General features: G+C 72.2%; 9 protein-coding genes. 5 read left to right on the top strand and 4 right to left on the bottom strand.

The features are described from left to right. The first annotated feature begins 44 nt into the window (after positions 1 to 44). Positions 45 to 677 (top strand): LGFP repeat-containing protein, encoded by a 633-nt coding sequence (locus G528_RS0114715; protein ID WP_026919617.1) that lies wholly within the window; start codon positions 45 to 47, stop codon positions 675 to 677. Positions 678 to 795: 118 nt separating this feature from the next. Here G528_RS0114715 and G528_RS0114710 read toward each other — a convergent pair whose 3' ends face one another. After that, positions 796 to 2,010: a Glu/Leu/Phe/Val dehydrogenase dimerization domain-containing protein gene (locus G528_RS0114710; protein WP_026919616.1), complete on the bottom strand. Its 1,215-nt coding sequence runs from the start codon at positions 2,008 to 2,010 to the stop codon at positions 796 to 798. A 143-nt stretch (positions 2,011 to 2,153) separates the two neighbouring features. On the opposite strand from G528_RS0114710, the gene G528_RS0114705 reads away from it, so the two are divergent. Continuing rightward, positions 2,154 to 3,098: a LysR substrate-binding domain-containing protein gene (locus tag G528_RS0114705; protein ID WP_026919615.1), complete on the top strand. Its 945-nt coding sequence runs from the start codon at positions 2,154 to 2,156 to the stop codon at positions 3,096 to 3,098. Here G528_RS0114705 and G528_RS0114700 read toward each other — a convergent pair. Continuing rightward, complete coding sequence (locus G528_RS0114700; RefSeq protein ID WP_026919614.1) at positions 3,080 to 4,066, bottom strand: D-2-hydroxyacid dehydrogenase; 987 nt, start codon at positions 4,064 to 4,066, stop codon at positions 3,080 to 3,082. The genes G528_RS0114705 and G528_RS0114700 overlap by 19 nt on opposite strands. Positions 4,067 to 4,170: 104 nt before the next feature. Between G528_RS0114700 and G528_RS0114695 the strand changes: the two genes are divergently transcribed. The 3 genes from G528_RS0114695 to G528_RS0114685 are packed head-to-tail and all read left to right on the top strand — an operon-like array spanning position 4,171 to position 9,834. Next, positions 4,171 to 5,457: an aspartate aminotransferase family protein gene (locus tag G528_RS0114695; RefSeq protein WP_026919613.1), complete on the top strand. Its 1,287-nt coding sequence runs from the start codon at positions 4,171 to 4,173 to the stop codon at positions 5,455 to 5,457. Between the two features lie 4 nt (positions 5,458 to 5,461). Next, positions 5,462 to 8,374, top strand: coding sequence for an FAD-binding and (Fe-S)-binding domain-containing protein (locus G528_RS17775; protein WP_051198868.1), 2,913 nt, complete (start codon positions 5,462 to 5,464; stop codon positions 8,372 to 8,374). Continuing rightward, a complete protein-coding gene (locus tag G528_RS0114685; RefSeq protein ID WP_026919612.1) occupies positions 8,371 to 9,834 on the top strand; it encodes an NAD-dependent succinate-semialdehyde dehydrogenase in 1,464 nt (487 codons plus the stop codon). Before G528_RS17775 ends, G528_RS0114685 begins: the two co-directional genes overlap by 4 nt. A gap of 52 nt (positions 9,835 to 9,886) precedes the next feature. Here the strand turns inward: G528_RS0114685 and G528_RS0114680 are convergent, their stop codons facing one another. Both G528_RS0114680 and G528_RS0114675 read right to left on the bottom strand, forming a co-directional pair. Then, positions 9,887 to 10,570, bottom strand: coding sequence for a GntR family transcriptional regulator (locus G528_RS0114680; protein WP_026919611.1), 684 nt, complete (start codon positions 10,568 to 10,570; stop codon positions 9,887 to 9,889). Further along, a complete protein-coding gene (locus G528_RS0114675; protein WP_026919610.1) occupies positions 10,567 to 12,036 on the bottom strand; it encodes an amidase in 1,470 nt (489 codons plus the stop codon). The genes G528_RS0114680 and G528_RS0114675 overlap by 4 nt, the downstream gene beginning before the upstream one ends. Between the last annotated feature and the right edge of the window lie 146 nt (positions 12,037 to 12,182).

Genomic DNA, 12,182 nt, shown 5'->3' with positions numbered 1-12,182 from the left:
CACCGGTGCGGAGCCGTACACCCGAGAATTCGAGAGGGGAATTCATGAAGAAGGTTGTACGACGGACTGCGGGCGCTGCGGCAGCGGCGGCTCTCACCGTGACGGTGATCGCCGGCTGCAGCGACGACAACAGCAATGACGATTCGACGGCGTCGGACGCCTCGATGTCGATGAGCCAGTCGGAGGACGCCGGCGGCGCCTCGGAGAGCGAGTCGGCGGACAGCGACGCGGCCGACAAGGCCGAGGTGACCGCCGCGGACGGCTCGAAGGTGACTCTCACCGGCGCCATCGCGAAGAAGTACACCTCCGCCACCGAGAAGCAGAAGAGCGATCTCGGCAAGGTGAAGACCGGCGACGACGCTGCGGGCAAGAGCGATAACGGCGTGGTCTTCCAGCAGTTCGAGGGTGGCGTGATCACCGCGAAGAGCGATGACGCGCCCGCGTACATCACGTGGGGCAAGATCCGTGACGCGTGGAACGTCAAGCGTGACGATTCGGGGAAGCCCGATGAGGACGGCAAGGGCGGATCCACCGGTCCGCTGGGCGTTGCGACCAGCGACGAGACCGACGAGGGATCGATGAAGGTGTCGACCTTCGAGAACGGCAAGATCACGTTCGACCCGGCCAAGGACAAGGTCGAGGTGACCGTCGACGGCAAGGTCGTTCCCACCGAGTGATCGGCTGAGCCGACTTCGATGACGAGATCGCCCCGACCGCGTCCCCGCGGTCGGGGCGATCTGTCGTCTCATGGGGGTCTGCGTGCGCTGTCGCCCGACCGACCGCCGGTCCCGGCCGTCACGGAATGACGATCGGGGCCGCGGTCCGGCCCGCGGAACGATCGGCGGCAGTCCAGCGCAGCGGGCCGGCGTTCGGTGTCCAGCCGGCCAGCAGCGCGCTGACCTTCGCATGCATCTGGGCGCCGAGCTTGTCGAACGAATCCCGGTAGTCGTCGCCGACCTCGCCGAGGAGGAGCCACCACGCCCAGGCGACGGCACCGGCGTTGGCGATGAAGTCGGGAACGACGGCGATCCCGCGGGCAGTGAGATCGAGTTCGGCGTCGACCGTGGTCGGTGCGTTCGCGGCTTCGACGACCACCGACGCCTCCACGACGGCACAGTTCTCAGCAGTGATGGCATACGAGACGGCGGCGGGCACCAGAATGTCGCAGTCGACCGCCAACACGGCGTCGCGCGGCAACTGCGCAACCCGCGCCGGAAGGGCCGCGCGATCGATCTCACCGAAACCGTCGCGCATCGCGAGCAGATGCGGAACATCGAGACCGTCGGCGTCGAACAGCGTGCCGCGGGCATCGGCGACGGCCACCACCCGCGCCCCCGCCTCATGGAGATAGAACGCGGCACCGCCGCCCATCGTGCCGACCCCCTGAATCGCCACAGCCGTCCCGTCGACAGCCCACCCCCGCACTCGCGCCGCGGCCAGGCACGCCTGCGCCACACCGTAACCGCCGATCACGTCGCCCAGATCACCGCCGGGCGCCATCGCATGCAGACCGTCGCGGACACGGTCGGCCGTCGCCCCCGGATCCGCCGACCGCTCGATCGCGGCGTGATACGACTGGCGCATCCCGAGCCGCGCGAACACCGTGTCGATCGTCGACTGCGAGACCCCGAGATCCTCCGCCGTCACCCAGTACCGGTCCAGGAACGGACGCATCGCCTCACAGAACCGAGTCAGCACGTCGAGTGCGCGGGGATCCTTCGGATCGAAGTCGATACCGCCCTTCGCGCCACCGACCGGCAAGTCGAAGGCAGCGGTCTTGTTCGACATCCCGCGCGCCAGATCCGCCACCTCGTCGACCGTGCAGCCGGCCCGCATGCGGGTGCCGCCCGTCGCCATACCGCCGACCAGAGAATCGACCACCAGGTAGCCGACGGCCCCCGTCGGCTCGTCGACCCACTCCACACGCAGATACGGCGGACGGCGCAGAGCCGGAGCCGGGACCACCGCCTCCGTGGCCGCCGATGCGGGATTCATCGGGGTGAGTGTCATGGCTCCTGCCCTCCTCACGAGTGCGCTGCGGCAGGCCGCCGGTCGGCACCGCCTGTGCCCTCATCATGGGGCCGACCAGCGCGATCGGTCCATGTGCACTTAGCGCAGACGATCGTTCGGTAAAACCGATTAGAGTTCACGGCATGGAGGTGTCGCTGCACCGGTTGAAGCTGCTCCGAGAGCTTCGGCACCGCGGTACGGTGACCGCGGTGGCCGACGCCCTCCACTACTCGCCGTCCACCGTCTCCCAACAACTCGCCCTCCTGGAACGCGAAGCGCGGACCCCGCTGTTCGAGCGGTACGGGCGTCGCATCACGCTCACCGAAGCCGGTCTCGTCCTCGCCGAACACTCCGAATCGATCCTCGACGCCGTCGAGAACGCGGGGAACGCCATCGAACTCCTGCGCTCCGGGACCGCGGCCACCCTGCGGGTGGGAGTGTGGGCTTCGGTCGCCACCGGACTGCTGCCGACCGGACTCGGAATCCTCGCGCGCAACGCTCCCGACCTGGCCGTCCGATCCGTGGAGCTGGCGCCCGAAGCCGGGTCGGACGCTGTCCGCGACGGCTCGCTCGACCTCGCGTTCGTCATCGACTACACGAACTACGTGATGCCGCACGTCCGCACCCTGGACCGCAGGTTGATCGCCGTGGAGCACCTGTACGTCGCCGCCCGCTCCGGGCTCCTCGGCTCCGAGCCGGTGGAACTGTCGTCGCTCGCCCGGTACGGGTGGATCCTGGCCGACCGGCGGTCGCACTTCGGCCGCGCCGTCCGTCTCGCGTGCCGCGACGCCGGTTTCGAACCCGACGTGCGGCACGCGGTCGGGGAGCAGTCGACCGCCCTGGCGTTGGCGGCCGTCGGCCTCGGCGTCACCCTGGTGTCCGACCTCGGGGCCGCCGACCGGCCGGACGGGGTGACGTTGACGCCGCTCGCCGACGGGGTCGCGCGCAACCTGTCACTCACGTTCCGAGCGCGCGACGCCGAACGTCCCGCCGTCCGGACGTTCACCGACGCGATGGTCGCCGCCGCGGAGGCCGTCGGACTCGAACTGCCCGGCGTCGCTCCGGAGGCTCAGGGGCCCGAGACGTAACCGCGCTGCTTGTCGACCGCCGGACCGGGGACGCCGCCGTCGACCCAGACGCGCAACCGGTCGACGAACTGTCGGGACAGCGTGTCGCGCCACCCGATCACGTCGCCCGACATGTGGGGGCTGACGTGTGCGCCGGGCAGTGTCCACAGCGGGTCGCCGGCGGGCAGGGGTTCGGTCTGCAGCACATCCAGGTGCGCCGCGAGGCGGCCGGAGGCGATCTCGGCGGTGAGAGCGGACTGGTCGACGAGCGCACCGCGTCCCACGTTCACCACGTGGGCGCCGTCGGGCAGCGCGGCCAGTTCGGCGGCGCCGAGCATCCCGCGGGTGGCCTCGGTGAGCGGGGCGACCATCACCAGATGGTCCACGTCGCCGAGATGGTCGGTGAGGCGGGCCGAGTCGACGACGGTCCCGAAGTCGGGGTCGTCGTCGCGGGGGCGCCGTCCCGCGCCGCTCACGTCGAGTCGGACGGCGCGGAGCAGGCGGGCGATCGCGCGGCCGATGCCGCCGGTCCCGACCACCAGGGCGCGGCGTCCCGACACCCGCAGGGTCTCTCGGTGCGCCCACTGTCCGAGTCGGCGGTGCTCCTCGGTCTGGTGGAGGAGCTTGTCGTGAGCCAGGACGCATGCCAGGACGTACTCGGCGATCGGCTCGTCGAAGACGCCGCGAGCATTGGTCACCAGGACGTCGGAGTCGCGCAGCTCGTCGAACAGGACGGCGTCGACGCCGGCGGCGGCGACGTGCATCCAGCGCAGGGAGTCGGCGGCGTGCCAGGCGTCGGCGAGGGCTCCGGAGAAGATGTCCCAGACGAACAGGACGTCGGCGCCGGGCAGCACGTCGGCGAGGGTGTCGGCGGTGGCGGTGCGCACGTCCGCGATCGCGGTGATCGCATCGATGTCGGTGGGCGGCGGGACGTCGTCGGCGGTCAGCAGGACGACCACCGGACGGGCTGTGGGAGCGGGAGAGGGCATGCCTCACCGTATCGCCGCCGGCGTACTGACACACCACCCTCACCGAGATGATTGTCGACAATCAGACCGTTGACAATAACGGGCCCACGGCACAGACTGGCGGCATGAGCAGCGCATCCCTGTCACCGGTCCTCAAGCAGGCGACGCCCGTCGTGGTCGACCACGCCTCCGGGTCGTGGATCCACGGCACCGACGGTCGGCGCTACCTCGACTTCACCACCGGCATCGGCGTGACCAGCACCGGCCACTGCCACCCCGACGTGGTCGCCGCCGCGCAGCAGCAGTGCGCCACGATCATCCACGCGCAATACACCACCGTCATGCACCGACCGCTCCTCGAACTCACCGAGAGGCTCGGCAGCCACCTGCCCGACGGCATCGACTCGGTGTTCTACGCCAACTCCGGATCCGAGGCCGTGGAGGCAGCCGTCCGGCTGGCGCGCATGGCCACCGAACGTCAGTACATCGTCACCGTGCAACGCGGATTCCACGGCCGCACCGTGGCCGCCGCATCGCTGACCACGGCCGGCACCAAGTTCTCCGCCGGCTTCGGCCCCCTCATGGCGGGCGTCGCGACCACCCCGTTCCCCGATGCGATGCGCCTGTCGATGACGGTCGACGACGCCGTCGACTACGCCCTCACCGAATTCGACTACCTCCTCGCGACCCGCGTGAACCCGGCCGAACTGGCCGCAGTGGTCGTCGAACCGTTCCTCGGCGACGGCGGCTACCTGGCCGTGCCGCCCGCATTCCTCGCGGGCCTGCGCGAACGGACCCGCCGCCACGGCGCCCTCCTCGTCCTCGACGAAGTGCAGGCGGGAGTGGGCCGCACCGGCCGGTTCTGGGGCCACCAGCACACCGACGGGCTGGTGCCCGACATCATCATCACCGCCAAGGGCATCGCATCCGGCTTCCCCATCTCGGCGATCGCCGCCCCCGAGGCGATCATGGCGAAGGCATGGCCGGGATCGCAGGGCGGGACGTACGGCGGCAACGCCGTGGCCGCGGCCGCCGGCGTCGCCACCCTCGACGTGATCGAACGCGAGGGCCTCGTCGACAACGCCCGCGTGCGGGGCGCCGAACTCCTCACCGGACTGCGCGACGGACTCGCCGACATCGACGAGGTCTGCGACGTCCGCGGCACCGGACTCATGCTGGCCGTCGAGTTCGGCGACCCGACCGCCGTCGCCGGCAGCCCCGACGCACTGGAGGCGGCCCGCCTCGCGAGCACCGTCCAGCAGGCCTGCATCGACGAGGACCTGCTGACCCTGACCTGCGGCCCCACCGGATCGATCGTCCGGATCATCCCCGCGCTCGTCGTCACCGCCGAGGAGGTCGCCACCGGGACGGAGCGTTTCGTTCGCGCCGTACGCCGCGTGGTGGGAAGGTGAGGCCATGGCCCCACCCGACACGGTCGACCCCGGCACCCGGCGACTCGTGGCGGAACTGCGCACCGAGGGACTGACCGCCGAGCACTCCGCGCGGCGCATCGCCGAATACTCCTACGACGCCTCCAACTACCGAGTGGTGCCCGCGGCCGTCCTGTTCCCGCGCACCGAGGACGAGGTGGCCGCCGCACTCCGGGTGTGCCACCGACTCGGAGTGGCCGCCACCGCGCGCGGCGGCGGCACGTCGATGGCGGGCAACGCCGTCGGCGGCGGCCTGGTGATCGACCTGTCGCGGCACCTGCACCGCGTGCTCGACGTCGACCCCGCCGCACGGACCGCGACGGCCCAGGCCGGCGTGGTCCTCACCGACCTGCGCGCCGCCGTGCACCGCGACGCCGACGGCCTGACCTTCGCCCCCGACCCGTCGAGCCAGTCGCGCGCCTGCCTCGGCGGCGCCATCGGCAACGACGCCTGCGGCAACCACTCCGTGCGCCACGGCCGGACGTCCGACCACGTGGTGGCGCTGAACCTGGTGACTGCCGACGGACTGCGGCTCACCGCGACCCGCACCGGAATCCACGCGACCGACCCCCGCGACACGACCGCCGCGGCGCGCGCCGAACACCTCATCGCCGAACTGACCGCCCTCGTCGACGACCACCGCGCGGCCCTCCGGGTGGAACTGGGCCGCATCCCACGGCAGGTGTCGGGCTACCACCTGTCGCACCTGCTCCCCGAGAACGGCTTCGACGTGGCCCGCGCGCTCGTCGGCAGCGAGGGCACATGCGGCGTCGTCACCTCGGCGACCGTCGCCCTCGTCGACACCGCACCCCGCACCTCGCTGCTCGTCGCCGGCTACACGGACATCGTCGACGCCGCCCGCGACGTCCCCCTGCTGTTGCCCCACCGACCCACCGCGGTCGAAGGCGTCGACGAGGTGATCGTCGCGACGATGCGCGCCCGCCGCGGCCCCGATGCCGTCGCGGACCTCCCCGACGGGCACGCATGGCTGTTCATCGAACTCGACTCGGACGACGCCGACGTCACCGCACTGCACACCGCGCTCATCGACGACGGTCACGCCGTCGACGTGCGGCGGGTCACCGATCCCGACGAGCGCGCCGACCTGTGGCGGGTCCGCGAGGACGGTGCGGGCCTGAGCTCGGCGCTCGTGGACCCCGACACCGGCGAGACGATCCACACCTGGCCCGGCTGGGAGGACGCCGCCGTCCGCCCCGACCTGCTCGCCGACTACCTCGCCGAGTTCCGCGACCTCCTGGACGCCCACGGGCTCACCGGCGTCATGTACGGCCACTTCGGCGCCGGCTGCATGCACATCCGCATCGACTTCGACCTCCGGAGCGAACGGGGCCGCACCGTGTTCCGCGCGTTCTGCACCGACGCCGCACGCCTCGTCGTGCGGTACGAGGGCTCCCTGTCCGGCGAGCACGGCGACGGCCGTGCACGCTCCGAACTGCTGGGGCTCATGTACTCCGCGGAGATGCTCGCGGCGTTCGAACGGTTCGCCGCCGTCTGGGACCCCACCGGCATCCTCGCGCCCGGCGGACTGCGGTCGCCGCGCCCCATCGACGCCGACCTCGCGCTCGCCGGCGTCGACGAGCATCCCGCGCAGGCGTGCATCGGCGTCGGTCGCTGCCGCTCGCACAGCGGCGGCGTGATGTGCCCGTCGTACCGGGCGACCGGCGACGAGAAGGACTCGACCCGCGGCCGGGCCCGCGTGCTGCAGGAGTTCGCGCGCGGCGAGCGCACCGCCGCCGACTGGCGGTCGCCGGCGATCGCCGAATCCCTCGACCTGTGCCTCTCGTGCAAGGCGTGCGCGTCGGACTGCCCGACGGGCGTCGACATGGCGGCCATGAAAGCCGACGTGCTGCACCACCGCTACGCCGGCCGCCTCCGCCCGCGCACCCACTACACGCTCGGCATGCTCCCGACCTGGCTGCGCGTCACCCCGTACGCGGCGGGACCGCTCAACCGGCTGCTCGGCACCCGGGCGGGCCGGACGGCGGCGCGTCTCGGCGGACTCGCCGACGACCGCGTCCTCCCGCAGTTCGCGTCGGCCGCCCGACTGCGCGCCGAACTGCGTCGGGCGCCGGCATCGGTCGGCGGACCCGCACCCGCCGAGATCGTCCTGTTCCTCGACTCCTTCACCCGCGGACTCCGTCCGGAGACCGCAGGCGCCGCCGTCCGCGTCCTCGGCTCCCTGCACGCGTCGGTGGCGTGCAGCGCCCGACACTGCTGCGGGCTCACTCAGATCACCACGGGCCGCCTCGACGCCGCCCGCCGCACACTGAACCGCACGGCCCGCCACCTCGACGCCACCGGCGGCGACGCGCCGATCGTCGTGGTGGAGCCGAGCTGCGCGGCCACCCTGCGCGACGATCTGCCCCGCCTCCTGACCGCCGCCGACGTCGGCGACGACGCCGCCCGCCGCGCCGCACGGGTGAGCGCCCGCATCCGGTCGGTCGCCGCGCACCTCGTCGCCCTCGCCGCCGACGGCCGCACCCCGCCGTGGCCGGGAGGCGCCCCCGACGTCGCCGTGGTTCAGACGCACTGCCACGAGTACGCGACGTTCGGCAACCGCGTTCAGCGGGCCGCCCTCACCGCCCTCGGCGTCGGCAGCGTCGTGGAGGCCACCGGCTGCTGCGGCGTCGCCGGCGACTTCGGGTTCACCGCCGGCCACGAGCGGGTCGCCGACACCGTCGCCCAGCAGGCATTGGCGCCGGCCCTCCGGCGTCACCCGGACGCCGTGGTCCTCACCGACGGATTCTCGTGCGCCACCGCGATCCGTCAGCTCGCCGTCACCGATCCCGCCACCGGAGGCGACCGGCACGGGCACCACCTGCTCGAACTCCTCGACCCCGACCCCGCACAGACCCCGACAACAGGAGGCACACCATGACCCGCTCGCTCGCCGACATCGTCGCCGGACTCGGCACCGGAATCCGCATCGACGGCCGGTGGCGGGATGCGGCGTCGGGCGGAACGTTCGACGTGGAGAACCCCGCGACCGGCGAGATCATCGCGACACCGGCGGACGGCGGCGCCGCCGACGCCGCCGCCGCCATCGATTCGGCCGCCGCGCACCAGCGCGGGTGGGCGGCGACCCCCGCCCGCGACCGCGCCGAGATCCTGCGCCGCGCCTACGAACTGCTCACCGAGCGCGCGGACGAGGTGGCGCTCCTCATGACCTCCGAGATGGGTAAACCGCTCGCCGAAGCCCGCGGCGAGGTGGCCTACGGCGCGGAGTTCTTCCGGTGGTTCGCCGAGGAGGCCCCGCGGATTCGCGGCGACGCCCGCCGCAGCCCCGACGGCGCGTCGCGCTTCATCGTCACCCAGGAGCCCGTCGGCCCGTGCATTCTCATCACGCCGTGGAACTTCCCGCTGGCGATGATCTCCCGCAAGATCGGTCCGGCCATCGCCGCCGGCTGCACGATGGTCTACAAACCGGCACGCCTCACCCCGCTGACCTCCCTGTACGTCGTCGACCTGCTCACGGAGGCCGGACTGCCCGACGGTGTGCTGTCGGTGGTGACCACATCGTCGGCCGGTTCGGTGGTCGGCCCGTGGATCGAGTCGGGCAAGGCCCGGAAACTGTCGTTCACCGGCTCCACCGAGGTCGGCAAGAGTCTCCTCGAGCAGTGCGCCCGCGGCGTCCTGCGCACGTCGATGGAACTCGGCGGCAACGCCCCGTTCATCGTCTGCCGGGACGCCGACATGGACGTCGCGCTCGATGCGGTGATGGCCGCGAAGATGCGGAACATGGGGGAGGCGTGCACATCGGCCAACCGCATCCTGGTGCACCGCAGCGTGCTCGACGACTTCGCCGGCCGCCTCACCCAACGGATGACGAACCTCACGGTCGGCGACGGCGCGGCAGAGGGGACCGACGTGGGGCCGCTCGTGGAGGCCGCCGCCGTCGACAAGGTCGACGAACTGGTCACCGACGCCGTCGACCGCGGCGCTCACGTGCTGTGCGGCGGTGCTCGCCCCGATGGTCCGGGGCACTTCTATCCGCCGACGGTCCTCGCCGACGTCCCGCGGGACGCCCGCGTGATGGAGACCGAGATCTTCGGTCCGGTGGCCGCCCTGATCCCGTTCGACGACGACGACGAGGCCGTCCGCCTCGCCAACGACACCGAGTTCGGCCTCGTCTCGTACGTGATGACCGAATCGGTCGACCGCGGCTTCGCGATCGCCGAACAGCTCGAGGCGGGCATGGTCGGCTTCAACACGGGCCTCGTCTCGAATCCGGCGGCACCGTTCGGCGGCATCAAACAGTCCGGTCTGGGCCGGGAGGGCGGGCCGACCGGCATCGAGGAGTTCCTCGAGACCAAATACGTGTCGATCCCGGTGCGGTGACACCCACCGGCCCGCCGGTCGATGAGGCCGCCGCTAGCCGATGAGGACGCCGCTAGCCGATGAGGCGGGCGAGGCCGTCGCGCATGTGCTCCTCGAGGGTCGCGACGGCCCGCTCGAGGTCACCGGACCGCAGGGCGTCGGCCAGCGCGCGGTGCTCGGAGACCCGATCCTGGCCGGGGCCGTAGGTGGAGCGCATCGCCCGCAGGCACATGCCCGTCTCCACGATGACCGTCTCGTGCACGCGCGAGAGCCGCTCGCTGCGCGCCGACTCGACCAACTCCCGGTGGAACCGCAGATCGGCGTCGGCCATCTCCGCGGAGTCCGGACGATCGTCGAGCGCCGCCATCCGGGCCACCTCGGCGTCGAGCCGGTCGGCGCACGCCGCACCGTCGCCGTTCTCCAGGACCCGTTCGACGGCGGCGCGTTCCACCGTGGTCCGCAGCAGATACATGTCGGAGACGGCGTCGGGCGTCAGATCGGCGACGAACAGCCCGCGATTGCGATGTGAGACCAGCAGTCCCTCCTGGGTGAGGCGCGCCATCGCCTCGCGCAGCGGGCCGCGGCTGACGCCCAACTGCGCGGCCAGCGCCGATTCGCCCAGCTGACTGCCGGGCGCGAAGTCGCCGGCCGAGATCGCCTGCCGCAGCAGTCGGGCGATGATCGCCGGCGTCGACTCCTGAATCACGGGCGCCAACGTCGCACCGGAGCCGCCGCCGGTGAGATCGGTGCGGCTCATCGGACGGCCTCGGCGCACGCGTGGATGCGGGGACGCGGCGTCCGGTCGCCGATGCGTGCGTGCAGCGCCGCCCCCGTCCGGATCACCAGCCGGTCGGCGAACCGAGCGCCCACGAGTTGGACGCCCACCGGCAGTCCGGCATCGGTGACACCGCACGGCACCGACAGCGCGGGTTGCTGGGTCATGTTGAAAATGTAGGTGTACGGCGTCCACGAGGTCCAGTCGGGGCTCGACCAGCCCGGCGGCACGTCGGCGCCCGCGGGAAACGCCGGGATCGGCGTCGTCGGCGTGACGAGCACGTCGTAGTCCAGGTGCACGCGGCCGAGCCGCACGCCCAGCGCCATCCGCACCGCGACCGCATCGAGATAGTCCTGCGCGGTGTACCCGCCGTGCCGTTCGAGGGCGGCGCGGAGACTGGGGTCGACGCGGTCGAGGGCGTCGGGGCCGAAGGGCGCCAGCACCGCCGCGGCACCCGCGAACCACAGGGCGTGGAACGCGTCGACCGGGTCGTCGAGCGCCAGGTCGACGCGGTCGACGTCGGCCCCCAGGTCGGCGAGTGCGCCGACGGCGGCGTCCACCTCCCGCGCCACCTCCGGATGGTTGCGGCCGAACCCGAGGTCGGGACTGTAGGCGATGCGCATGCCGCGCAGCGGATGTTCGCCGAGCGTGCCGTCCAATGCGGCCGCCAGATAGCCGCCCGCTTCGGGTGTCGTCGCCGACGGCGGCACCGCCGACCAGTCGCGGACGTCGGGCCGGATGAGCTGGTCCATGAGGGCGGCGGCGTCCGGGACGGTCCGCGTCATCGGGCCGGCGTGCGCGAGCGTTCCGAACGGGCTCGACGGGAACATCGGGACCACACCGTAGGTCGGCTTCAACGCGACGGTCCCGGTGAACGCCGCCGGGATGCGCACCGACCCGCCGCCGTCGGTGCCGATCGAGAGGGGGCCGATGCCGGCGGCGACCGCCGACGCCGACCCGCCGCTCGACCCGCCCGGGGTGAGGTCGGGGTCGTACGGATTGCGGGTGATTCCGGTCAACGGCGAATCGGTGACGCCCTTCCACGCGAACTCACAGGTCGTCGTCTTCCCGACGGGGACGCAGCCGGCGGCGAGAGCGGCCGCGGTGACGGGGGCGTCGTCGGTGGGCTCGGGGTCGGCGTCGGCCAGGAGTCGCGATCCGCGCAGGGTGGGATGGGCCGCGGTGAGGAAGATGTCTTTGATCGAGATCGGAACGCCGTCGAGGGGGCCGAGCGTCGTACCGCTCCGGTACCGCTCGGTCGCCGCCGTCGCCGCAGCTCGCGCGCCGTCGTGGTCGACGATGCGGAACGCGGTCAGGTGGGCCTCGAGGCGGTCGGTGGCCGCCAGGACGGCATCGGTGGCCTCGACCGGCGACAGGTTTCCCCTGCGGTAGGCCTCGGTCAGCTCCAGTGCGCTCAAGGCGCAGATGTCGGTGTGTTCGGTGCCCATGTCTCGTCCACCCCTTCCACAGTGTCGATTGTCGACAATCGTACAGTCGAGGGGGCGTCGGACGGGTCGTTTCGGCCGCTCGGGCCGTGTCGCCCGGTTGCGGGGGTCCGCGCAGGTGTCCTACTGTGCGGGCAGTCACACCCCGC

This window comes from Gordonia shandongensis DSM 45094 (genome assembly GCF_000423025.1).
Classification (GTDB): domain Bacteria; phylum Actinomycetota; class Actinomycetes; order Mycobacteriales; family Mycobacteriaceae; genus Gordonia; species Gordonia shandongensis.
The sequence above is the reverse complement of the archived record's forward strand: the minus strand, read 5'-3'. Positions and strand labels throughout refer to the sequence as shown.

Coding starts and splice junctions, on each gene's coding strand:
- G528_RS0114715 (WP_026919617.1), top strand. CDS start 45: ATGAAGAAGGTTGTACGACGGACTGCGGGCGCTGCGGCAGCGGCGGCT.
- G528_RS0114710 (WP_026919616.1), bottom strand. CDS start 2,010: ATGACACTCACCCCGATGAATCCCGCATCGGCGGCCACGGAGGCGGTG.
- G528_RS0114705 (WP_026919615.1), top strand. CDS start 2,154: ATGGAGGTGTCGCTGCACCGGTTGAAGCTGCTCCGAGAGCTTCGGCAC.
- G528_RS0114700 (WP_026919614.1), bottom strand. CDS start 4,066: ATGCCCTCTCCCGCTCCCACAGCCCGTCCGGTGGTCGTCCTGCTGACC.
- G528_RS0114695 (WP_026919613.1), top strand. CDS start 4,171: ATGAGCAGCGCATCCCTGTCACCGGTCCTCAAGCAGGCGACGCCCGTC.
- G528_RS17775 (WP_051198868.1), top strand. CDS start 5,462: ATGGCCCCACCCGACACGGTCGACCCCGGCACCCGGCGACTCGTGGCG.
- G528_RS0114685 (WP_026919612.1), top strand. CDS start 8,371: ATGACCCGCTCGCTCGCCGACATCGTCGCCGGACTCGGCACCGGAATC.
- G528_RS0114680 (WP_026919611.1), bottom strand. CDS start 10,570: ATGAGCCGCACCGATCTCACCGGCGGCGGCTCCGGTGCGACGTTGGCG.
- G528_RS0114675 (WP_026919610.1), bottom strand. CDS start 12,036: ATGGGCACCGAACACACCGACATCTGCGCCTTGAGCGCACTGGAGCTG.